General features: G+C 28.7%; 21 protein-coding genes. 17 read left to right on the top strand and 4 right to left on the bottom strand.

What is annotated here, in order from left to right; all coding sequences use genetic code 11:
• Positions 1 to 2 precede the first annotated feature (2 nt).
• The 12 genes from sigF to fabV all read left to right on the top strand — a co-directional run bounded on the left by sigF (position 3) and on the right by fabV (position 12,131).
• The gene (gene sigF, locus VS182_RS00840) at positions 3 to 776 is read left to right on the top strand and encodes an RNA polymerase sporulation sigma factor SigF (RefSeq protein WP_479485106.1); all 774 of its coding nucleotides are present in this window, start codon (positions 3 to 5) and stop codon (positions 774 to 776) included.
• A 704-nt stretch (positions 777 to 1,480) separates the two neighbouring features.
• On the top strand, positions 1,481 to 2,563 hold the full coding sequence (locus VS182_RS00835; RefSeq protein ID WP_479488745.1) for a hypothetical protein: 1,083 nt from the start codon (positions 1,481 to 1,483) through the stop codon (positions 2,561 to 2,563).
• A gap of 977 nt (positions 2,564 to 3,540) precedes the next feature.
• Positions 3,541 to 4,179, top strand: a complete 639-nt coding sequence (locus tag VS182_RS00830) for a stage V sporulation protein AA (RefSeq protein ID WP_479484662.1) — start codon at positions 3,541 to 3,543, stop codon at positions 4,177 to 4,179.
• Positions 4,176 to 4,604: a stage V sporulation protein AB gene (locus tag VS182_RS00825; RefSeq protein WP_479484661.1), complete on the top strand. Its 429-nt coding sequence runs from the start codon at positions 4,176 to 4,178 to the stop codon at positions 4,602 to 4,604. Before VS182_RS00830 ends, VS182_RS00825 begins: the two co-directional genes overlap by 4 nt.
• A 203-nt stretch (positions 4,605 to 4,807) precedes the next feature.
• A complete protein-coding gene (locus tag VS182_RS00820) occupies positions 4,808 to 5,227 on the top strand; it encodes a SpoVA/SpoVAEb family sporulation membrane protein (RefSeq protein WP_479484660.1) in 420 nt (139 codons plus the stop codon).
• Positions 5,228 to 5,319: 92 nt separating this feature from the next.
• Positions 5,320 to 6,648 carry a diaminopimelate decarboxylase gene (gene lysA, locus VS182_RS00815; protein ID WP_479488744.1) on the top strand — a complete coding sequence of 443 codons (1,329 nt, stop codon included), beginning with the start codon at positions 5,320 to 5,322 and terminating at the stop codon, positions 6,646 to 6,648.
• Positions 6,649 to 6,716: 68 nt separating this feature from the next.
• Entirely contained in the window at positions 6,717 to 7,382 is a 666-nt protein-coding gene (locus VS182_RS00810) for a TlpA family protein disulfide reductase (protein ID WP_479484658.1), read from the top strand.
• Positions 7,383 to 7,537: 155 nt separating this feature from the next.
• Positions 7,538 to 8,260 carry a cytochrome c biogenesis CcdA family protein gene (locus VS182_RS00805; protein ID WP_479484657.1) on the top strand — a complete coding sequence of 241 codons (723 nt, stop codon included), beginning with the start codon at positions 7,538 to 7,540 and terminating at the stop codon, positions 8,258 to 8,260.
• A 468-nt stretch (positions 8,261 to 8,728) separates the two neighbouring features.
• Positions 8,729 to 9,307 carry a TlpA family protein disulfide reductase gene (locus VS182_RS00800; protein ID WP_479484656.1) on the top strand — a complete coding sequence of 193 codons (579 nt, stop codon included), beginning with the start codon at positions 8,729 to 8,731 and terminating at the stop codon, positions 9,305 to 9,307.
• A gap of 83 nt (positions 9,308 to 9,390) precedes the next feature.
• Positions 9,391 to 9,735, top strand: a complete 345-nt coding sequence (locus tag VS182_RS00795; RefSeq protein ID WP_479484655.1) for a rhodanese-like domain-containing protein — start codon at positions 9,391 to 9,393, stop codon at positions 9,733 to 9,735.
• On the top strand, positions 9,711 to 10,838 hold the full coding sequence (locus VS182_RS00790) for an SAM-dependent methyltransferase (RefSeq protein WP_479484654.1): 1,128 nt from the start codon (positions 9,711 to 9,713) through the stop codon (positions 10,836 to 10,838). Before VS182_RS00795 ends, VS182_RS00790 begins: the two co-directional genes overlap by 25 nt.
• A gap of 78 nt (positions 10,839 to 10,916) precedes the next feature.
• Positions 10,917 to 12,131, top strand: coding sequence for an enoyl-ACP reductase FabV (gene fabV / locus VS182_RS00785; protein WP_479492619.1), 1,215 nt, complete (start codon positions 10,917 to 10,919; stop codon positions 12,129 to 12,131).
• Between the two features lie 280 nt (positions 12,132 to 12,411).
• On the opposite strand, the gene VS182_RS00780 is transcribed toward fabV, so the two are convergent.
• Complete coding sequence (locus VS182_RS00780) at positions 12,412 to 12,633, bottom strand: DUF2626 family protein (protein ID WP_479484652.1); 222 nt, start codon at positions 12,631 to 12,633, stop codon at positions 12,412 to 12,414.
• A 535-nt stretch (positions 12,634 to 13,168) separates the two neighbouring features.
• Here VS182_RS00780 and VS182_RS00775 point away from each other — a divergent pair.
• Both VS182_RS00775 and VS182_RS00770 read left to right on the top strand, forming a co-directional pair.
• A complete protein-coding gene (locus tag VS182_RS00775; protein WP_479488742.1) occupies positions 13,169 to 13,921 on the top strand; it encodes an RsfA family transcriptional regulator in 753 nt (250 codons plus the stop codon).
• A gap of 295 nt (positions 13,922 to 14,216) precedes the next feature.
• A complete protein-coding gene (locus tag VS182_RS00770; RefSeq protein ID WP_479492618.1) occupies positions 14,217 to 15,143 on the top strand; it encodes a ketopantoate reductase C-terminal domain-containing protein in 927 nt (308 codons plus the stop codon).
• A gap of 712 nt (positions 15,144 to 15,855) precedes the next feature.
• On the opposite strand, the gene VS182_RS00765 is transcribed toward VS182_RS00770, so the two are convergent.
• Positions 15,856 to 18,063, bottom strand: a complete 2,208-nt coding sequence (locus tag VS182_RS00765; RefSeq protein WP_479492617.1) for a hypothetical protein — start codon at positions 18,061 to 18,063, stop codon at positions 15,856 to 15,858.
• A gap of 1,471 nt (positions 18,064 to 19,534) precedes the next feature.
• Between VS182_RS00765 and VS182_RS00760 the strand changes: the two genes are divergently transcribed.
• The 3 genes from VS182_RS00760 (at position 19,535) to VS182_RS00750 (ending at position 21,993) form a co-directional block, all read left to right on the top strand.
• The gene (locus VS182_RS00760; protein ID WP_479492616.1) at positions 19,535 to 19,687 is read left to right on the top strand and encodes a hypothetical protein; all 153 of its coding nucleotides are present in this window, start codon (positions 19,535 to 19,537) and stop codon (positions 19,685 to 19,687) included.
• Between the two features lie 399 nt (positions 19,688 to 20,086).
• Positions 20,087 to 20,239 (top strand): hypothetical protein, encoded by a 153-nt coding sequence (locus VS182_RS00755; RefSeq protein ID WP_479492615.1) that lies wholly within the window; start codon positions 20,087 to 20,089, stop codon positions 20,237 to 20,239.
• Between the two features lie 1,442 nt (positions 20,240 to 21,681).
• Entirely contained in the window at positions 21,682 to 21,993 is a 312-nt protein-coding gene (locus VS182_RS00750; RefSeq protein ID WP_479484648.1) for a hypothetical protein, read from the top strand.
• A 280-nt stretch (positions 21,994 to 22,273) separates the two neighbouring features.
• Here the strand turns inward: VS182_RS00750 and VS182_RS00745 are convergent, their stop codons facing one another.
• Positions 22,274 to 22,402 carry a hypothetical protein gene (locus VS182_RS00745; protein ID WP_479492614.1) on the bottom strand — a complete coding sequence of 43 codons (129 nt, stop codon included), beginning with the start codon at positions 22,400 to 22,402 and terminating at the stop codon, positions 22,274 to 22,276.
• Positions 22,403 to 22,525 carry a hypothetical protein gene (locus tag VS182_RS00740; protein WP_479492613.1) on the bottom strand — a complete coding sequence of 41 codons (123 nt, stop codon included), beginning with the start codon at positions 22,523 to 22,525 and terminating at the stop codon, positions 22,403 to 22,405. It abuts the gene before it with no gap.
• Positions 22,526 to 22,590 lie beyond the last annotated feature (65 nt).

Below are 22,590 nucleotides of genomic sequence, written 5' to 3'. Positions count from 1 at the left end.
TGATCAATGCGGATGTACGTAACCGACGTTACGATCACCTGACAGATACAGAAGTCCGAGAGCTTATTATATCTAGCCAGAAAGGTGACACTAAAGCTCGTGATCGGCTTGTAAGTCATAACATCCGCTTAGTGTGGTCTGTAGTGCAACGTTTTTTGAATCGAGGATATGAGTCGGATGATATTTTTCAGATAGGTTGTATTGGGCTACTTAAAGCTGTAGATAAATTTAACCTTGAGTATGAAGTTAAATTTTCTACCTATGCTGTTCCAATGATCTTAGGGGAAATTCAGCGTTTCCTACGTGATGATGGTATCGTTAAAGTTAGTCGATCATTAAAAGAGATGGCTCATCGTGTTCGTAAAACACGAGATGAGTTATCAAAAAAGCTTGATCGTATCCCAAGTATCCAGGAAATTGCTAAAGTTCTCAATGTCGAACAAGAAGAAATTGTTTTTGCACAAGAGGCTAGTCGAGCACCTTCTTCTATATATGAAACAGTATATGATAACGATGGAGATCCTATTATTATTATGGATCAGATAGCAGACCGTTCCAGTGCTTTTTGGTTTGATAAACTGGTACTAAAAGAAACAATTGATCGTTTAACAAAACGAGAACAAATAATCGTTTATTTACGTTATTTTAAAGATCAAACGCAGCTTGAAGTAGCGCGTCGTTTAGGAGTATCGCAAGTACAAGTTTCACGGTTAGAGAAAAAAATATTGTCTCGCATTAGAGAAGAATTAGAATGGAAGGCAGAAGCTGAACGATAAAAAATGTCATATTTGTTTTTTTAAGAATAAACCTTATATATTTTTTAAATAAATAGGGTTTATTTTTTTATTGGCATTTTAACATATTTATATAAATATTTAAATTAAATTTTATATTGGTATTATTAACAGCAGTATTAGCATAGCTTGTCCAAAAGTTGCTATAAAGATATTTTGAGAATTGAATAAATTAAAAGCTATTACAATGGCTATTTTTTTTAAATTACATTATCAATAATCTGCTATATTTTTATGTTAAATTTCCTTATAAATATAATTTTAAATATTATTAATATTTTAATATATAAATTAAACGTCAAAATAAAAACAAGAACAATTTTCTTCATCTTCTAATATGTTCTAAAACTTATTTTTTATCAGATATTAATCATATAAGATATTAATCTAATATAAATATAGATTTTTTGTATTTTGAAGTATTTGAATCAATCTATAGAAGTAATAATAAATAATAGTTATTCGAATTGCTTGCCTATATTTGTTCTATTATCAAGTCTTATTATTCAAAAATTTTATATATTAAGATATTTATTAATATAACATATATTACAAATGTTTTATTTAAATATTTAGTTTATAATTTAAAACGTAAGAACTAAAAAACAAATTATTTATAATAAGTAATATTAATAATTGAATAGATATATTTAAAAAAAAATATCATGTAAGAGGTGGCCTGTAAGATGTATAGTTGGTTTAAAAAATCATATAAACCATCAGTTGTATTTTTCAGTAAAATGAGTATTATATCGATGGTTTTGGCTTCAGGATTCATAGTACCTTATAATTCAAATGCTAAATCATCAGATAATTACAATAATATTCCTGTAATTTATCTAGGAGGCGAATCTAGCCAATCAGCAACCGATGGTAAACCAACCAGTCTATCTACGGGTCATAAATACCAGGGACAGGCTAGTATGAAGGATTGTCCTGACCGGCCAAACAATATACAGGATATAATAAGATGTGATAAATCATCATCTTCAAGTAATAAGGGAAGTATTCAAGGTAATAGAGTGCCTACGCCCCAGGTAATGGGTAACAATAGACCATCATCTTACGGTTCTCAGAACAGTGTTCCGGGTGGAATGCCTGCGCCCCAGGTAATGGGTAATAATAGACCATCATCTTACGGTTCTCAGAACAGTGTTTCGGGTGGAATGCCTGTGCCCCAGGTAATGGGTAATAATAGACCATCATCTTACGGTTCTCAGAACAGTGTTCCGGGTGGAATGCCCGCACCCCAGGTAATGGGTAATAATAGACCATCATCTTACGGTTCTCAGAACAGTGTTCCGGGTGGAATGCCTGCGCCTCAGGTAATGGGTAATAATAGACCATCATCTTACGGTTCTCAGAACAGTGTTCCGGGTGGAATGCCCGCACCCCAGGTAATGGGTAATAATAGACCATCATCTTACGGTTCTCAGAACAGTGTTCCGGGTGGAATGCCTGCACCTCAGGTAACAGGGCATTTATCCTCAGCTATTCCGACGGGTTATCATATGCTCCAGGAACCAAATAAACATCGTGGCAAAAGAGGGATTGGTGGATGGTTTCGAGAGCAAGGAAATAAAGTGCAAGAAAAATGGCATAATATGGATTCCGAGAAGAAAGATACGATAATGTTTCTAATAAAAAATGCAGCATTACCCCTACTTAAGGGTGTAATATTTCCTCTTTTTAAGGATGTAATATTACCTATGATTCCAGGTGTAGATAAAATTAAAAATATTTGGGAATTTATTGCCGATAATAGATAAGATACCAAAATTATCTTCAAATTATAACGAAATTGACTAATTAAAAAATATTAACTAAGATTAGATATATTTAATTTTAAAGAAAAAAATTTTAAAAAAGTCTTTTATATTGATATATAAATTTATTTATATATCATCTGTGTTATGTTTTTCGTTAGTTCTATATGTTATTAATGCTCAAGAAATAGAAAAATCATATAAATTATCCGAATATCCAGGATTTTGATCTTAAGGATTAAATAATTACGATGATCTTTCTGGATTATATAAAAAGATAATATTATTATTATCAAATTAATAAAAATAATTGACAGAATAATAAGTATGGAAAATATAATATAGAATTAAGAACTCGATCAGGATGATATCGATATATTATTATTATTTAATTAATAAAAAGTATGATATAGATATAATTATCCGTCCTTTTGGGACAGTTATTTAGATAAATTATAGACAATAGTATTATATTTATTATACTGAATATTTATTTATTTTAATTATATTTAATATTATATAAGACCTTTGTGAAATATTTAAAGTAATTTATTTATCCCAAATGATTTTAACAATGTAGATTATATTTAATATTATTTTCAAGATTTAATATCTGTTATTTTAAAAATATTTTACGGTTATTATGAAATTTATAAACTATATACTACTATCTGTTTTTTTCGATAATGCAAAATTATTTTTGCATTATTTTTTTATTTTTTTTTATTTTTTTTTATGTTTTTTTATTTGTTTAATTATCTTTAATTTCTATATTATGGTATAAATATTATAAAATAGCATCTTTATTATTTGGTTTATTTTTCATTTTCGTATCATGAAATAATTTAAATAGTTTATTTTTAAGCTTTGGTTTATGTCAAATGATTAAGGGAAAAAAATGCAGAATTTCTTTCGTGTTGGAGGTTAAAGATAATTATTAAGATTATCGATCCGTATTTTTAAGTTAGGATGGTGATAATATGGCAGATAAAACCATCTATTTGCGGTTTCGTAAGAAGGTAAAATTTTTAGCAGGTAAAAATTTATTTGTTAAAGATTTGTGCTTTGTTACGGGTTATTTAGCTTCAGAAATAAATGATTTAGCTGTTTATAAGATGGATAGTAAATTAAAAAATATAGTTGTCGATGCAATTGGATTAATACAAAATATAAAAAATAAAATTCCTGAAGTAGAGATTGTTTTTTTAGGGACGCCTTTTTTGTTGGTTGAACGAGAGATACTAAAAAAGCCTTTTTCAAAGGTTTGTCTTTTTGTTTCTTGGTTGATTCTTTTTTTAGGATCAGGGCTAGCTATTATGCATTTTCATGCTGATGTTGATATGCCTGAGGTTCATAAACGTATTTATTATTTGTTTACAGGCGAATTATTAGATCATGCGATTTGGTTGGAGTTGCCCTATGCTATCGGTATTGGTTTTGGTATGATCTTGTTTTTTAATGATGGTTTTAGTAAAAATAAATATCTTGAGCCTAGTCCTTTGGAAATACAAACATTTCAATATCAAGATTCTATTGATCAATACATCCTAAATAACCCTTATGATACAAATACGGAGTTTTTGAAGGAGATTAAACCTGTTAACGGTAATTTAAAATGATTAATGATGCTATCAGTTTGTTATCAATGATTTTAATTGGTTTTTCTGGAGGTCTTATTGTCGGGTGTGGTTCTGTTGCTTTTTTCTCGGCTTTAGTTTTAGTACCACGGTTATTGCATTGGAGTAGTTTATTTGATAAAGCGAAAATTTTAGAATGGGCTATCATTTTAGGTGTCTTTACTTTTACTGTAGTTGATTTATTTGATTTAAAATTCAATTTACCGATTTTTATTTTAAGTATTGTTGGTTTAGGCACAGGTATATTTGTAGGTATGTTAGCTGCAGCGTTAACTGAGGTTTTAAATGTTATACCTATTTTGGGTAGGCGGTTGCGTTTATCTCGAAGATTGATAATGTTTTCGATTTTGATTATAGCTTTAGGTAAAATAGCAGGTTCTTTATTAACTGATTTTATTTTAATTTAAATTTTTGCATCTAAATTTTTATCTGTAGTTTATATATAGTTTTATACATCTTATATTAATTTTATTTTTAAATTTATATATTTTTTTATTTTTATAGTTTTGATTTTTTATTTACTGTTATTAATTTAGTATTTTTTTTTATTTTTTATTTTTTATTTTATTAGATTTATTAATAATGTTTTTAATAGGAGGATAAATTATCAATGACAATGATACACGCTTTTATTGTTAGTGGCTTAATTTGTGCTATTGGTCAAATTATGATGGATGTTTTTAAACTTACGCCTCCGTATACGATGAGTTTTTTAGTTTCATTTGGTTCTTTATTAAGTGGTTTAGGTTTATATGAACCACTTAATAATTGGTCAGAAACTGGATCTTCCATTCCTATTACTAATTTCGGTAATTTATTGACAGAAGGTGCTTTGGAGGGAGCGAAGCAAGAGGGATTCTTAGGTATTTTCACGGGTATCATGAAATCGGCTAGCGCAGGGATAGCTGCTTCTATTATATTTGGGTTTCTAACAGCATGTATTTTTGGGTTGCCTAATTATAATATTTTGCTTAAATGCAAGAGTAATCTATGGAAGATTTCGCATTTTTTTGCTAAAAAATCAATCTGATTAATTTTTTTGATTATTTTTATATAGGTATATACATTGTATTTAAATTATTTTTTATGTTTATTTTAAACAGTTAGATTAGGGGTGATTTTTTGTTACTATACGGAACAAGTAAGATAAATTTAAATGGCCACCTAGAGATAGGTGGTTGTGATACGATGGATTTAGTCAATAAGTGGCAAACACCCCTTTATGTATTTGATGAACAACATATTAGAAATCGCATAAAAGAATATAAGGAATCTTTTAAAAAATTAAATTGTCGTTTTCGTATTGGTTACGCTAGTAAAGCATTTACGTCTATGGCTATGTGTCGTTTGATCCACGAGGAAGGTTTGTTACTTGATGTTGTATCTAGCGGGGAATTATATACAGCTTTACAGGCTGATTTTCCGCCTGATCGTATTTATTTTCATGGCAATAATAAACTTATTGAAGAATTAAAATATGCTGTAGAAAGTGGCATTCGTTGTTTTGTGATTGATAGTTTTCAAGAAATTGAACGTTTAAATCATTTAGCTTCTGTTTACAAAAAAACACTTGCTGTTTTTTTGCGTGTTAATCCTGGTGTTGAAGCTCATACACATGCTTATATTAGTACAGGTCAAGAAGATTCAAAATTTGGGTTTGATGTATCTTCTGGACAAGCTTTGCAAGCTGTGAAAATGATTAAAAACGTGTCTACTTTGATCTTGCAAGGTTTGCATTGTCATATAGGTTCACAAATTTTTGATACACATGCTTTTGGCTTAGCTATTTCTGTCATGGCTTCGTTTGCTCATGAATGTTATCAGAAATATAATCTAGTGTTTTCTGTTTTGAATGTCGGTGGTGGTTTTGGTATTAGGTATGATAAATCAGATCATCCGAAACCGCTTTTTTTGTATCTTGAGGTTATTGTTAATGCTGTTAAAAAATATTTTAACTATTTACCTGATTTGCCCGAAATTTGGATTGAGCCAGGTAGGAGTTTGATTGGTGAAGCTGGTACAACACTTTATACGATTGGCACGATTAAGGATATACCTGGTATTCGTCGTTATGTTTCTGTTGATGGTGGGATGACTGATCATATACGAACAGCTCTGTATCAGGCTCGCTATGAAGCTTTATTAGCTAACAAAGCAAATCATCCTGTGACGGATTTGGTTTCTGTTGCCGGACGTTGTTGCGAGAGTGGTGATATCCTTATTTGGGACCTTCATTTACCGCCTGTTTGTATAGACGATATATTAGCTGTTAGTTGTACCGGTGCTTACCATTATTCAATGGCTAGCAATTATAATAGAATTCCTCGGCCTGCAGTGGTTTTTGTGAAAGATGGGCATGACGATCTTGTTGTTAGAAGGGAGTCTTTAGAGGATCTTGTTAAATGTGATATTTTACCAGAAAGTTTAGCGTATGATCATAAAAGTTACTAACGAATTTCTTTGTGAAATTTTTACACCAAATGATATTAAATTTTTTATTTAGAGAGGAGTAGAATAATATGTCTGATAAGCAATCAGAAAATACCGATCTTCCTTTGTCCCCAAATAAACCTTCTTTAAAAGAAAAAATGAAGAGAAATGGCGGCATTATTTTGGTTATGGCTGTTTTGCTATCTGCAGGGGGGGGGTTTATTTACAATGATTTTAAAAATAGACCAGGTACTTCTAAAGTGGCGAATTCATCTTGCATAGGGAATGTAGGTTTACAAAAAGGTGATTGTGTTCCTAATTTTAAATTGACGACGCTTAATAATTTTCAACAAAATATATCTAATGCAAAAATTTCTCTTGATGATTTAGAAGCCAAACCAACTTTTTTGTATTTTTTTAACACATGGTGTGGTATTTGTCATTCCCATATGCCTGAATTAAGTAAATTGATTAAAAAATATCGTGATAAAATTAACTTTGTTTTTATCAACGATTTTTCATCCGAAACCTCTTTGTCTGACTTGGTATCTTTTGTCGGAGAGGCATTTGCAGAACATGGAAAAGATAGAGGTAATTTTGTTTTTGTGGGAGATAAGGATATAAAGGCTAGTTTTAATATATATGGTGTACCTAAGAATATAATTTTGGATAAAGAACACAAAATTCTCTTAAATAAAGATGGCGCTATGCCCATTAATTTTCTGGAACGTTATTTAGATAACTTAGTTTCTTAAAAATATGTATTTTTTTAGAAATATTTATTTGTTTAAAAATATTTATTTTTTAATTTATGTAAAATATTACCCAAAGATAACATTAGAAAATAAAAATATAACTACAATTTGAAATTATGTTATTTAATCATATAAACTCGGAAGGGGTATTAAATATGACCTTTGACGTTGATATACTTTTTTCTTACGCTCCTTTTTTAGCTTCAATTGTCGCTGGTATCCTTTTCTTTTTTTCTCCTTGTACGATTCCGTTATATTCATCTTACTTATCTTATATGACAGGTATGACGGTTAATATTTTGCGTATGAAAAATCGGAAATGGCATGTTATACGTATTCTCTTATCGCATAGCTGTTTATTTGTTCTCGGTGTTTCCTCGATTTTTTATATTAGTGGTTGGGCTTTAGGTAATTTTAGTATTTTTTTGCAATCACTATGGTTTGAGTATAGTGTTATCTTGCGTGTGATTTGTGGTTTAATTATTATTTTAATGGGTTTAGCTATGTTAGGTTTATTTTATATAAAAGGTTTTAAAGTTTTTGAATACCAAGAAATGACTAAAAAACCAGTAGGATATTTGGGTTCATTTCTTATGGGACTGGGTTTTGCTGCTGGATGGACACCTTGTGCTATCCCTATGATGGTGACTGTTTTGGCTTTAGCTTCTCAAGAACCAGAATTATCTTTTTGGTATATAACATCTTTTTCGCTTGGATTTGGATTGCCTTTTGTTATTTTTTCATTATTTCTGAGTCGTCTAACTTTCTTAACACGTTATTCTAGCGTTATAATGAAAATAGGTGGTGCTTTAATGGTGCTCTTTGGTATTTTACTTTTAACAGATCGTATTGCTTATTTGATACCTCAGTCCGTTTAGTAGGCATAATTTTTAAACCCAAATCTAAATAAAAAAAATATCATACATATTTGAGATGAAAAAAATAATTTTATTTAAATCATCATTTTTATTTAAATCATCACTTTTTTTATCATCATTTTTGTTTATCATATATTAAAACTATAAGTTTTATTATTTAGCTCTTTATGTAAGTTATTTATTTAGAATTTTAGTTTATTATTAAAATATAAATAACATCATAAAAAAATATTTTATGATGTTATTTATATTCAATTTATAAATTTTAGAAATATTATATTTAAATCTATAAAAATCCACAAAGGTCTACAAAAATTTTTTACCAATTCATTTAAGGATTATTTTGGGTATTATTATTAGTTATTAAAATCATAAAAGGTTTTCATGGCCATTTATCGCCTTTTTTAAGACCTTGTTTTCGTTATACTTAGATATGCACTTTTAGTATTCATAAGGGAGCGATAGCGGTTGCCTTCGAGATTATCTTTTAAGTTTATTAACTGGTTTAAGAATGTTCGTATTAGAACATTTATTGTTTTTTTGTTATTTATTTTAGCATTTTTGGCTATTATGATTCAGATGCGTTGGTCTGTTTTTAAGGAAAGGCCTGAGATGATTTACCGTAATTTTCAATTACCTGTTTTAGATAGGCCAGAGGAATATAACTTGCGATTTGAATTACAAAAAGTTTCTAAACAAGGTGCTGTGATTTTATTTTTTTCTACAAGGTGTAATATTTGTAAAGGTATTATGCCTATTTTACAAAAATTAAAGCCCAAATATGAGAATATTGGTATTGATTTTTTGCTTATTAATGTTGGTGAAGATGAAGCAACGGTACAGACATTTATGCAAGATGCTGGTTTAGATATGTTTTTATTGATGGACAAAAATAAAGTTGTTTATAGTAATTATGGTCTACCATCTCTAGGCACCATCTTTTTTATCGATAAAGATCAAAGAGTTACCAGGAATTTTCATAGACTTGAAGAACATGAATTAGATAGATCTATATCATCTTTTTTTAAGTATCAAAAATCAAATTGACAATATAAGGCATAATAATATAATTCATAAAATATGTATATAAATAAATAAAAATTAATTTTATTATAGAAGGTGGGATAATTTTGTTTCCGCAAGAAGAGAAAGCAAAATGTTTATATAAAGAAATTGATGCTGTTGCTCTAGGGGCTTCTTTTCATTTACTATCTAAAGAATATATTTGGTTAGATGTTCGGACAGAAGAAGAGTATCTTAGTGGTCATATACCAACGGCTATTAATATACCTCATGATCAGGTGATTAATCATTTAGATTATTTACAAAAATATCGTGGTCATCCTATAGCTATTATTTGCAAAGCAGGTCGTCGTAGCGCTTTAGCTGCTACTTATTTAGCTGAAGCTTCTTTTCCTTCTTTGTACAATGTTATAGGAGGAATGGATTTATGGAGCGGTCCGATAGAGGTATAACCGATGAATTTTTTGCTTTTTTATTACGTACTAAAGGGACACAGATCCCTTGGTATGATGTTATGAATATTGCCCTTTATGATGATGAGTATGGTTATTATGCACGTTTTCCATCTCTAGGTAAAAAGGGCGATTTTTATACACCAGCTCACGTTGGTCGTTTATACCCTTTATTGTTTAACAAGTGGTTAAACATACTCAAAAACTCGCATATATCATCTTGGTCTTATATTGAAATAGGAGCTGGTGAAGGTAATTGGGTTTTTCATTTATATGATCTGTTACCACCTCAGGTACATAAGGTATGGTTGGTTGAAAAAAGCCCTTTTTGGCAAGCTAGTTTAAGGAAAAAAATCAAAGATCGAAAACTGAATATTCATGTCGTTGCTGCTTTAGAAGATATACCTTTCCAGGAAGCGTCTTTTATTGTTGGATGTGAATTTCTAGACGCTTTAGCTGTAGAGGTTTTTCGTTATGATCTCAAAAAAGTTCTTCTAGAAGAAGCTTATCTTGCCTGGAATAAAGATCGTTTTATTTGGTTATGGAAGATAATTGATGATAAATTACCAAAGATTAATGAATTTTTAAAAGATATGCCTATTAAAGAAAAATATATTTTAGAATTTCCTAAAGATGCTGTGCGTGAAATGGAAAAAATCATTTCATGGGTAAAAAACAGTAAACATGGGTTATTATTTTGGCTTGATTACATGCGTCCCAGGTGTGAACTGTTGATGAAATATGATATTACTTTAAGAGGTTATTATAAACATCGATTATACGCTAATCCTGCGCAATTTTTGCCGTATTTAGGCGAAATTGATTTAACAACGACACCCCCTGTTGATTTTTTACAAGATATAGGAGAGAAATCTTCTTTAAAAACGTTATTTTGTCAATCTCAATCTTCTTTTATGTTAAAATCCGATATGATATCTTTTTTACCGCCATATACTTCATCTCCTTTTACAAAAGAAGCTCGTGAACGGCGCCATTTTATGCAATTATTTCATCCGCAAGCTATGGGTGAAGCATTTTGGTTGTTAATTCAAACATGGAATTTAAATGATAATTTAGCTGAAATATTACTCCCAGTCGATTGAAATGTGATTTATTTTTATTTAAAGCATGTTAGTTTTAATATTTTATTTTGAAAATATTTTTTAAGGAAGATGTAAAATATGATCCATATTAAACCTCGCTTTCGTGGCTTTATTTGCACAGCGGCTCATCCTATAGGTTGTAAGCAGCTTATAGAGCAACAAGTTGCTCGTTTAAAACAGCTTCCGAAATTTCCGCACGGCCCTAAAAAAGTGTTGATTATTGGAGCTTCGACAGGATATGGTTTGGCTACTCGTATGGTAGCTACCTTTGCTTCAAATGCGGATACAATAGGTGTTTTTTTAGAGAAACCAGGGCGTGTTAATAGGACTGCTACGTCTGGTTGGTATCAAACATCTGCTTTTGAGCGTTTAGCTATGCAAGAGGGTCGTATAGCGCATAGTGTATGTAGCGATTCTTTCGCTGATAGAACTAAATCGTCAGTGATCAAAGCAATTAAAGAAAAATTAAATGGTGGAATTGATCTCATCGTTTATAGTTTAGCTGCACCTCGTAGAGTACATCCTTTAACGAAACAGACAGCTGTTTCAGTCTTGAAACCTATAGGTGAACCTTTTACAAGTAAGACAGTTGATTTTCATACAAATCAAGTTAGTGAATTAGTCCTTGAACAGGCAAATGATACAGAAATTCAAGATACTATTTCAGTTATGGGTGGAGAAGATCTTTCTTTTTGGATTGATGCCTTGATTCAAGAAAATTTATTAGCCAAAGGAATCAGTGTTGTTGCTTATTCCTATGTAGGTCCACAATTAACTCATCCGATTTATCGCCAAGGCACTGTAGGTCGTGCTAAAGACCACTTAGAAGCTACTGTAAGGCACATAGATCAGATTTTACAAACCAAACTAAGTGGTAGGGCTTTAGTTTCTATTAATAAGGCTATTGTTACGCAATCAAGTTCTGCTATTCCAGTCGTTCCTCTATATATATCATTTTTGTATAAAATTATGAAAAAAATAGGAACGCATGAAGATGCTTTACAACATACATATCGTTTTTTTTCTGAATTGCTATCTGCTGATAAATTAATTTTAGATGATCAAAGCCGTTTACGGATGGACAATTATGAATTAGCTGAAAAGGTGCAAGAAGAAGTTTTGTACGGTTTTAAGCACATAAATGACAATAATTTGCAAGAATTAGCAGATATAGAAGCTTATCGGAATGAATTTTTTCAGCTGTTTGGTTTTGCATTACCAGGGATTGATTATCAGGTGCCTGTAGCGATAGATGATGATATACCGAGTATTATTTCGTCTTGTTCTCTATAAAATGGATATTATTTAATTATTGCAAATGAAATAATATAAAAATAAAAAAGACAATAAAAAAAGAAAATCACAATATTAATTATAACAATAATAACAGTTAGATGATTTAAAAAAACGCGTACCTGTTAGTTGGTACGCGTATCACCTCTAAAATACAATTCTAAAAAAACAATTAAAAATGTTTTTATTGTAACTCCATTTTAGAGTAGAGCAAATTATATTAAATTTTCAGGCGATAATTTTTAAAATAATTAGATAATATTAGCATATGTTTTAATAACTAATGAAGTGTTGCGTAAATGTTAATGCTTACAAATGCTAATATCATATATGTTGCAAACAAGTACATATAAGTTTTTTCTGTATATTTTAAACATCCAAAAATGATAAATAAAGCAGCCTTAGCACCAAATAAAGCAGCTGGAATCCACATATTACCTGCTAAAAACATCATACCAATAACTAAGGCCCAAAAACCTAGCACTTGAAACATGCGTGACATCGGTAATTCGCCTCCTGTTGTAAATATTTCAAGTATTTTTTATTGCTTGTAATTAAATATCAGCAGCAATTGTAACCTAATGGTAATAGGTGATGCAATGATTACAGGGGTTAAATAACTAAGGATTCATAAACAATATTTTTTATGTCTTTTTATTTTCAAACGTATTGATTACCGAAAATTCCGTCACATTATATTCTGATAATTAAAAGAGGATGGGATTTTTAGAAGGTATAGTAATTTTGTATATGGGTCATAACCTATAAGGTAGTCATTATGAAGGAGAGACAGATGAAGATAGTAACAGATTTTATGTAAATATAATTCTTTCGAGTATTTTTTATGAGGTTTTTATGTTTTATATTATTTATAAAACAGCTTTAAATTAAAATTTTTTTAAATTCTTCATTTTTCCCCTTATACTATCTATTTTTTCAAGATCCTATTTTGTTTCTTTTATTCATATTTATCGTTTTTTGCTAAGTTAAGTTTTATTATTTAAATCAAAATATTTTTCTAAGGGGGTAGAAATGGCATGTCTGTGAAAAGGCAAGATGCTTGGACGGATGAAGATGATATGGCTCTGGCTGAAATAACTTTACGCCATATTAGAGAAGGAGGGACGCAATTGTCATCTTTTGAAGAGGTGGCGAGGAAATTAGGTCGTACACCCGCTGCTTGTGGTTTTAGATGGAATAGTTCTGTGCGTAAACGTTATGAAACGGCTGTACAAATGGCAAAGGCACAGAGAAAAAAGCGAGCTATGTCACGTACTTCTATGGGTGTTTCTATGCATAATAATTATGATCAAGATCATCACAATCATCACAATCATCACAATCATCATGAGCATGATAGTTTTATGGATGATGTGGAAGAAGCACCTATGAGTTCTTTAGAAAATATTATTCATCTCTTGCGTCAACATCAAAATGAGGTCCAAACGTTGAGTCGTATACAGAAAAAAATGCAAAAAGAGTTAGAAGATAAAAATTTTCAAATAGAACGTTTAGAAAGAGAAAACAATTCTGTTAGAAGTCAATTGCGAAGTATGCAAAGTGATTATCGCATGGTTAATGATGATTATCGCATGTTAGTTAAAATTATGGATAGAGCTCGCAAAATGTCTATTCTTCAAGATAATTCCGAGAAATTTAAACGCGAAACTGAACATATAGTATCTGAACGTGAAAATGTGCTATTATCCTTACAGAATCAATCAGAAAACGAAGTAGACGACAACGCATTATTAGATGCTTTATCCGAAGAAGCTACTTGTTCAGGTTAGAATAATATTTATTGATTAATAATAAAGAATAAAACAAGGATAAAACAAGAAATATACGCAGCCCATTTTTTGTTTAAGAATAGTGGGCGTTTATATTATCATTTTTTATTTTTCGATGTTTAACAATGAAATGGGTTAAGCTTGTATAGTTTAATATGTTAAATATTTTTTTTTATTAATTAAAATTTATATTAATTAAAATTTAAATTTATATAAATTAACACACTCTTAAATACGAGGTATTTATATGTTATTTGCTGATTATTTTACTCAATATAATTCCAAAGGTTTTTTTATGCGCATTGCTATTATTGGAGCAGGTGCCATAGGTCGTCTTTTTGCTTTTCGGCTGCATGATTGTTTAAATGACTTAGCTCACATAGTGCTTTTTACAAATACCTTAGCACAAAAATTTGTTCTTTCCCGGACTGGTTTGACGCATATAAATTTACAAAACCAAAAACGGTGTTTACCAATTAGAGTGGCTTGTATAAAAGATACAAAGTTAGCTATTTATGACGTTATCTTTGTAGCTGTGAAACAACATCATTTATCAGATATTAAATATTTTATATCTAAAATTAGCAAACCAAGAACGGCCATTATTTTATTACAGAATGGCCTTCCTTCTAAGCAAACTTATCCTGTTTACTTTACATATGCAGCTGTTGTTCGTGACGGTGCTTTGGCCAAAGACGACAATATTGTTTTAAGTAAAGGAGAAGGTATAACAGATATAGGTCTTTTACAAGATAGACACATAGTTAAAACACCTCTTTCTATACAGCTTATATTAGAACGTTTACCTCGATTAAGATATACAGATGATATACATCGTGTAGCCACTGAAAAATTTATTCTTGTTAGTGTTCTTTTACCTTTGACCGCTTGCTATGGTATTTCTAATGGACATGTGATGACGTATCCTTATTATCAAGAAGCGAAATTACTTTTAAAAGAGACTTTAAAGGTCTTTTATAATCTAGGTATATATTGGTCTTTTACTGATGCTTGGCGTGCCTTGGAAGATCTTTGTCAAAAAACATATGATAACTACTCATCAATGTTACAAGATATTGTTAATAAACGTATGACAGAGATAAATTTTATTACGGTTACTTTATTAGAAATGAGCCATGATCAAAAAATCATTTTACAGCATCATAAACGTATTTTAGGGCGTATTCGCTTGCGAGAAAAAATTTTTTCAACAGTTTTTTAGGGTTTTTATTATGTTAAAGTTATTATTTATAATTTATTTTATATATTAATTATATGATTTTTATTATTTTAATATATATGATTGATATATCATCGAGCAGTCTTTATGTTCTGTCATTATTTTAATATCTTTAATTTGTTTGAAAAAATATTATTTTTATAAATAAGGGGAATATTATTTTTAGCTTAAATAATTTTCATTTATATTTTCATATTTATGATAAAATATAAATGAAATTAGTCATAATTACATCCTTTCAGACACTTTATTATTCTTAAATATATCCTGTATTAAAGTTTAGTCACAAGTCTTATGATTAAAAATATTTTTAATGCATTATTTATGGATAAGGATATTTTTTAATGAAAAATTTATTTTTAAAAAACTATTAATATTTAATATGATGTGATTTTCGTAAAAATTATTTTTCTTTTCTAATATATTGGAATTTAAATTTTAATATATATCAAAAAACCACAATATCAATATAATATTATGGTTTTTTGATATATATTAATATCTAATTTAAAAGAAAGGATTAAACAGCTGAAGGTATGGACAAATAGCATCATTAGATTAAATGATAACATATATAAAATAAACTTCTAAAGAATGGACTTGCCTGTAAATATTAATACAGACTATTATTTCGGATGTAACTTAAAAACAAAAATAGCTATTATCATATTTTTTAGTCTATTCTATGAGGTTCTTAACAAGGTTTTTTGGACAAGCTCTTTTTTATATTCATTGAATATGGATTTTTTTGCACCTGTTTTTGGCAATCAATGAAACAACTAATAACTTCTGCTTTAATATATCCAACATCGCAAGGAGATAGTTTTTTTTCAATCTCTTTAAATACTTTCATGTCATTACCTACTATTTGAGGAAGGCATGTATTATTAACAAATGCATTCGTATTAAATTTGACAAATAATTCATTTGTTTGAATTGTCACAGCTTGATGGGCGATGTTTTGAGGTATAATTGTCTCTGTCATTTTATTCATATTATTGGCCATGCATTTTTGAAGAAATTTATAAAAGGCATCAGCTGAAATTTTGTTTTCAGCAAAATCACATATGATATTACCTAAATTACTAATTTGAACTGTTTTTATAGGTGTGCATCTTTTGACTCTTGATAAATTACTAAATTCAGCGCATTTATTTATATTTTGAGGTACTGTGTGTACAGGCCTTTTATGTTGCGGAATACAATCCATTTTTGCAGTTTCTGTTTTTATTACAACATCAGTCATATAATTATTTTCAGGGTTATAAATTTGTGTCTTTCCCTCTGATAATGTATTGCTGTAATTATCATCTGAAGTCTTATCACGTGTTAGTGGTTTGTCGCCATATGTAGAGGTATCCTTTGATTGTTTTAAGTAGGTTGAGATTATTGCAGATATCCAATCTGTATCTGTAGTATCACTTGTTGTTGTTTTGCTGTCTAATGTAGTTGATATATCTTTCCTAGGATTATTAGATATAAATTTAGGTTTAGATTCATTATTATTTTGAGATTTTTTAGTGGGTTGTGGGGGTTGTTGTTGTGGGGGTTGTTGTTGTGGGGGTTTTGAATTTAGAGGTTGTTTAGGGGGCGTAAGGGAGTTTGGGTAATATTCTACTTCATCTAAAAATCCGACCGAGGAGCAGATGATATTTAAATTGCGTTGGTTTGTAAAACTTATAGTATCATCTGCTTCAGTAATAAATTTAGAACTGTATGTGGGTTCTAGCAAGTGTTTTGGTATTTTTATCTTTTTAAGCATATCCATTGCATGGTTTACTAGTGGATTTATTTCTTGATGTTCCGTAATCCATTTATAAATTTTCAATTCTTCATTGTTTTTAATTTGGTCATTAAACACAGGCATATATTTGTTTCCATTTTGTTGCCATGTTATGTCTGGTAGTGAATTGTAATTTATAATAACTTTGTTTATATTATCCATTATACTAATTAGATATTTTGATAACTTTAATATTTCATTTGATATTTCTTCATTTTCTTCACTTTTTATTATCTTTTTATGCAATTCATTTATTTTTGTTTCAAACTGATGTATTTGCCCGTGGTATTGTCGGGTTTTTTCCATAAACGCAGGTAATTTTTTACCTTGTTCTCTTTTGTCATTGTTTTTTCGGCTTAGCTGTTCTTTCTGTTCTAAATCAGTTTCTTGTTGGATGAAGCACTGGTTTACTGATTCGCTATGATGACTACTTATGTATTCTTGTATATCAATAATATAGTCATTACTATCAATATCCATGGTCTTAAGGTTTTTTTCATTATTAAAATCTATAGTATTGCCAGTAGTCCACTCTTGATCATTGGATATTTCACTATATTGATTAACTATAAAACTTTTTTTAACACTTATTTCCTTAAATTCATCTATTATATTTTTTATGTTTATAATTTCTTTTCGATAACTTTCCGTGTTCATTAAAACAGAACCTTTGGTACAATCATTGATTTCATTATCGAAGATGGCTTGATATACGTTTTGGCCAGTAATTTTTGATAATTGAATATCTTGTTTTACTTTATGTTTGTAATTGCTTATAATTGATAATAATTTTTGATCTGAGGTCTGTATTTTTTCCCTTATTTTTTGTAATTTTGTTTTTATACTAGTGGCTGTTTGTTTATCTGTTCCATCTGTGTGTTCTATAAATAATTCTAAAGGTTGAATTAATTTATAAAATATGTTAGAGCTTAAAGTTTTTATTTCTGTTCTTTTGTTGTTTATAAGTTTTTCCAAATTCATAGTTTGTGATTCATTATTTATATCTAATCCGGTAGCTTGAGATACCATAATATTATTATTGCAAGCAAATAAACCGCTTAGAAGCAGTGAGGATAGTGCAAGTTGTTGAATGTTATTTTGTATTTTATTTGGATTCATTATTTAGCACCTCTAGTGTATTAATTTCTTTATTTTATTTCCAGTTTACATTTCATCTTAATTGATATTATTTTATTTCTAATATTATACCATATTGAATATTAAATTGCTATTTTCTGGAAATATTATTACTTTTTTATTTTTATATTATTTCAACTACTTGGGAATGGAGGTAATAATTTCAAAATAATTATATTGCTGCTTTTCCCTGTAATTATTGATTATTTTTAGTTAAACAAAGTTTTTTTGTCTGACTTATGATATATAATTAAATATTAATTATTGTTTTATTTATATATTGATAGCATAGAGGTATTTTATGGCATATATTTATATATAACACACTTCAATAAATAATATCAAATCAAATTTACGATCCCAAAATTTTAGCAGTCTAACCCGATTTTGATTAATTAATCTTCTTCATTTTCAAATATTTTTCCATTTTCGATGTCTTTCATTTATTCATAAAAGCATCTTTTATAATAGGGTTCTGCAAACAATTAGTCATATGATGAGTTTGTCCAAAAAATTATGTTAAAGAGCATTTAAGAACCTAATTTAATTCATAAAAAGCTATAATAATGGCTATCTTTGTGTTTAAATGACATTGTTATTAATAGGCTATACTAATATTTCTGGACAAATCCGATTGTTAATTCAAAATGGGATTAAAAAACACTTATTTAAGCTGTTAAATATTTTTTTGATATATAATTTTTAAAAATAAATTATATATAAATCTAAGAAGGGGCATAAGCCTTACTTTCTGACCATCGATTATACAAGACAAGGTCATCATCATTAGCTAAAAATGTGCTGCGGGCTACAATTATGCTAAGAGCTTGCCCGAGGACGGCTGCAAAGATAGGTTAAGAATCCAATCTAATGTGCTAAAAGCTATGATAATGGCTATTTTTATGTTTAAATTACACTATTATTAATTGGCTATATTAATATTTCTGGACAAGTCCTTAAAAAGGTGTAATCGAAACAAGATTAAAAAAATTTAATTTTATTTATGAATTAATAAACAATAAGAACATTTATTATTTAGGAATGAGCAAACAAATCAAAATATTTTCAAATTTATATAACAAACACAGATGAAAAATTGTTTATAATTCAAAAATCAGGGAAATATTAATTTCGTGGGCAATGATATTGTTGTTATTTCTTTTAAGGCAGGCCCAGATATAAAGCCAAAGATTTTATTTGTACAGATATATAGCTAAGTAATGAAGAAATTCTAAATTATTATTTGTACAGATGGGAAATTGAAATATATTTCAAAAAAGCTAAAAATTATCTTCCTTTTCAATGATACAAAGCCAGATCCAACAAAGCTTTAGATCGATACGTAATTTTACAAATGTTTGTAGCAATGTATTGTATACATAAAGATAATGGTAATCTTCTAAAGGGATTACATAAACATAAGGCTAAAAAAGAAGCTGATCGAATATAATATATGATTGATATATTCATTTCATATTTGAAAGGGATAATATCATATTTAGATATTCCTACGCATATATCCGTCAAGCTTATTTTATCACGTGCCAAAAAAAGATTAATAGTAGCACTAATGTCCTGTTGTTATCAATTTACAAAGGTGGCCTAAATCTACAAATACAATTAAAAAGGATAAATATGTTAAAAAACCTAAAGATGCTAGGTTTTTTTTGACCATCCATAAATATAATTAAATTTATTAAAACAATATAAATATATAAATTCCCTTTTTAGAGTAATTAACCATAAGGCTGCTAAATTACTCTAAAAAATAAACACACGCTTTTGTATAAAAAATAATTTCCAAACCTAGATTATAATAAACTTTTTAAATTAATTTTTGGAAATAAAAAATCATAGCCTGTTTTTTGGCAATTATAGTATTTGCGTAGATTATCGGTATGTTACATTAAATTATTATATCCAAATAATTTATATTTTTTGGGTAATTATCTTTCCCAGAATAATTTAAAGCGTTGTAAAAAACATAGATTCTTACTTTATGATGTTGGCAAAATTTTTTCTATCTTCATCGACTGAGGTGCATGCCGGTTTTAGTAGTACAGTGATAGGGTATATAGTAGGTTTTGGTCGTCATTCTCAAAGACATCTTTTAAGGTTATATATTCAGTTATTTATGCATTTGCTCGTGAGCAAGTAACTGATGCATTTTCCCATATAGGACATAGAGTAGGTCGTAGCAATGGATTATTTTCTGGAAATTTTGGATGTCATATCCATATTTTATCTCCCAAAACTCTTGTAGGTCATAGCGATAGATTATCTTCCTATATAAGGGATCGATTGAGGAAAATATATGACATTAAGCAGGAGTTTCCATTAACTAAAAAACAAACTTTGGATTTTGAGAAATTGAACAAAAAATTTAGAAGATTTATTGAAGCTATATGAAAGGTATGTACTTGATTATAATTTAAGGAAGTTTAGAGAGGGTACTTCTCATTGACTACCTGTGACTAAAGAAAAATTATCAATAGATCCCGATAGATTTAAGAGAGAAATAGATGATCTTAAGAAAGAAATGGTTAGTCTTAATGAAAAACATAAATAATTACGTAAGGAAAATAAAAAATAAAACTTAATTAATAAATAAAAAGAAAGAATTAATAAATAGTCGAAAAAATGGGTTATTTTAATGCTATAGCATATCGTTATAATATAGAGCCAGGCTTAGTGGGACGACGACCCATTTATAGAGCTTGTCCAATAACCCATGTTAAATAGTTTTTAAATTACACCATTATTAATCGGCTATATTAATATTTATGGACAAGTCCATAGTAGAAACCGTCATATGTCTGATTATAAATCTAATTCCCATAGTTCTAATTCATGTTTTTCTAATGGATCGGGATTATCGGATTCGCGTTCTTCCTAATTAAAATCAGATATTGCCCCAAGAGAAGCAATTACTGGTGCCAGTTCATCATCATCTTCTTCTCTTTCTAAACCGTCAGACAAACTTAATCCAACATCAGAAATTGATCAAATCGACCGTACTCCTTCGTCTGGTCGATCTTTAGCAATATTCCCTAAGCTTTCAGACGACACACTTATTTCACAAACATAAGAAACTATTTACTATCAACTCAACCATTTGCGCTAAAATCAACCATGCCCCTTAACCAAAGCTGTAATTGCAAAAAAAATGCAAAAAATATTGTTAATACAGTAAAAACTAGAAAATATTATGACTTTGCCAAATTTTACTATACTTTATATTTTAAGATTTTACAAATAAAAATAGATATTCTTTGTTTTATGTATAAAAATTAATTATTATACATAAAATATAATTCTATAATAAAGAATATCTATTAAATTTAGACTAAAAAGCAAATTCCATTTTTTCAAATTGTAAAATTTTTTCATAAAGTAGATTTAAATTTCTAATTTTCTTCGACTGTTTTTAATTATCTTTTTTTATTTTTTGTTTTATATAATAATATAAATATATTATGTTTAATGTGCATGTTCCTAAGTCATAATATCTATGTTAAAATGAAGTGTATAAAAGTTAATTATTTATAATATTTATAGTAAATTTTTAATTTTTTATCAATTTATAGAAAGGGTGATTTTATGTTATCGCTAGAAGGTTTGCCTATATGGACATTAGGTATATCACCTGCATTTATTTTTCTTTTTTCATTATGTTTAATTTTTTGGATTTCTTGTACGATTATGCAAACGATTTTTGTGTATCGTATAGCACGTAAATTTAAATGTTTAAGTTTTATGCCAGAATCATGTGATCCGGAATTGGAGGCTCATATGTTAGATTATAAAAAGAGCTCAAATAAGAAAGTGGGTAAGCCATCAGTTGAAGATAAAGAGATAGTGCCTGAGGTTACGCCGGATATTATAACTAAGGATAAGAAGGATGAAAGTTAATTAGTTACTGTACTTGCCAAAAAAATATGCCATAATTTTTGATTTTCAAAAATTAACTTGAAAAGTTTATTATAATCTAAGTTTGAACATTATTTGTTTATACAAAAGAGCGTTTTTATTTTTAGAGTAATTTAGCATCCTTATGTTTAATTACTCTAAAAAGAGAATTTATATATTTGTATTTTTTAATAAATTTAATTACATTTATGGATGGTCAAAAAACAAACCTAGTCTTTATAGTCTTTTACTATATTTATCCTTTTTAATTTTATTTGCAGATTTATTCTACCCCTTTAATTTGATAACAATAGGACCTTAGTACTGCTCTTAATACTTTTTTGGCACGTGATAAAATAAGCTTCACAGATATATGTGCAGGAATATCTAAATATGATATTATCTCTTTCAATTATGAAATGAATATATCAATCATATCCTCTATTCGAGTAGCTTCTTTTTTAGCCTGATATTTACGTAATCCCTTTAGCAGATTACCATTACCTTTATGTATACAATACATTGCTAAAAACATTTGTAAAATTAAGTATCAATCTAAATTTTTGTCTGATCTGACTCGGTATCATTGTAAATCAAGAT

This window comes from Pasteuria ramosa, from assembly GCF_056496785.1.
Note: the sequence above shows the minus strand (reverse complement) of the source record. Positions and strands in the feature narration are given on the sequence as shown.

Coding starts and splice junctions, on each gene's coding strand:
- VS182_RS00835 (WP_479488745.1), top strand. CDS start 1,481: ATGTATAGTTGGTTTAAAAAATCATATAAACCATCAGTTGTATTTTTC.
- VS182_RS00830 (WP_479484662.1), top strand. CDS start 3,541: ATGGCAGATAAAACCATCTATTTGCGGTTTCGTAAGAAGGTAAAATTT.
- VS182_RS00825 (WP_479484661.1), top strand. CDS start 4,176: ATGATTAATGATGCTATCAGTTTGTTATCAATGATTTTAATTGGTTTT.
- VS182_RS00820 (WP_479484660.1), top strand. CDS start 4,808: ATGACAATGATACACGCTTTTATTGTTAGTGGCTTAATTTGTGCTATT.
- VS182_RS00810 (WP_479484658.1), top strand. CDS start 6,717: ATGTCTGATAAGCAATCAGAAAATACCGATCTTCCTTTGTCCCCAAAT.
- VS182_RS00805 (WP_479484657.1), top strand. CDS start 7,538: ATGACCTTTGACGTTGATATACTTTTTTCTTACGCTCCTTTTTTAGCT.
- VS182_RS00790 (WP_479484654.1), top strand. CDS start 9,711: ATGGAGCGGTCCGATAGAGGTATAACCGATGAATTTTTTGCTTTTTTA.
- fabV (WP_479492619.1), top strand. CDS start 10,917: ATGATCCATATTAAACCTCGCTTTCGTGGCTTTATTTGCACAGCGGCT.
- VS182_RS00780 (WP_479484652.1), bottom strand. CDS start 12,633: ATGTCACGCATGTTTCAAGTGCTAGGTTTTTGGGCCTTAGTTATTGGT.
- VS182_RS00775 (WP_479488742.1), top strand. CDS start 13,169: ATGTCTGTGAAAAGGCAAGATGCTTGGACGGATGAAGATGATATGGCT.
- VS182_RS00770 (WP_479492618.1), top strand. CDS start 14,217: ATGCGCATTGCTATTATTGGAGCAGGTGCCATAGGTCGTCTTTTTGCT.
- VS182_RS00765 (WP_479492617.1), bottom strand. CDS start 18,063: ATGAATCCAAATAAAATACAAAATAACATTCAACAACTTGCACTATCC.
- VS182_RS00760 (WP_479492616.1), top strand. CDS start 19,535: ATGATTGATATATTCATTTCATATTTGAAAGGGATAATATCATATTTA.
- VS182_RS00750 (WP_479484648.1), top strand. CDS start 21,682: ATGTTATCGCTAGAAGGTTTGCCTATATGGACATTAGGTATATCACCT.
- VS182_RS00740 (WP_479492613.1), bottom strand. CDS start 22,525: ATGTTTTTAGCAATGTATTGTATACATAAAGGTAATGGTAATCTGCTA.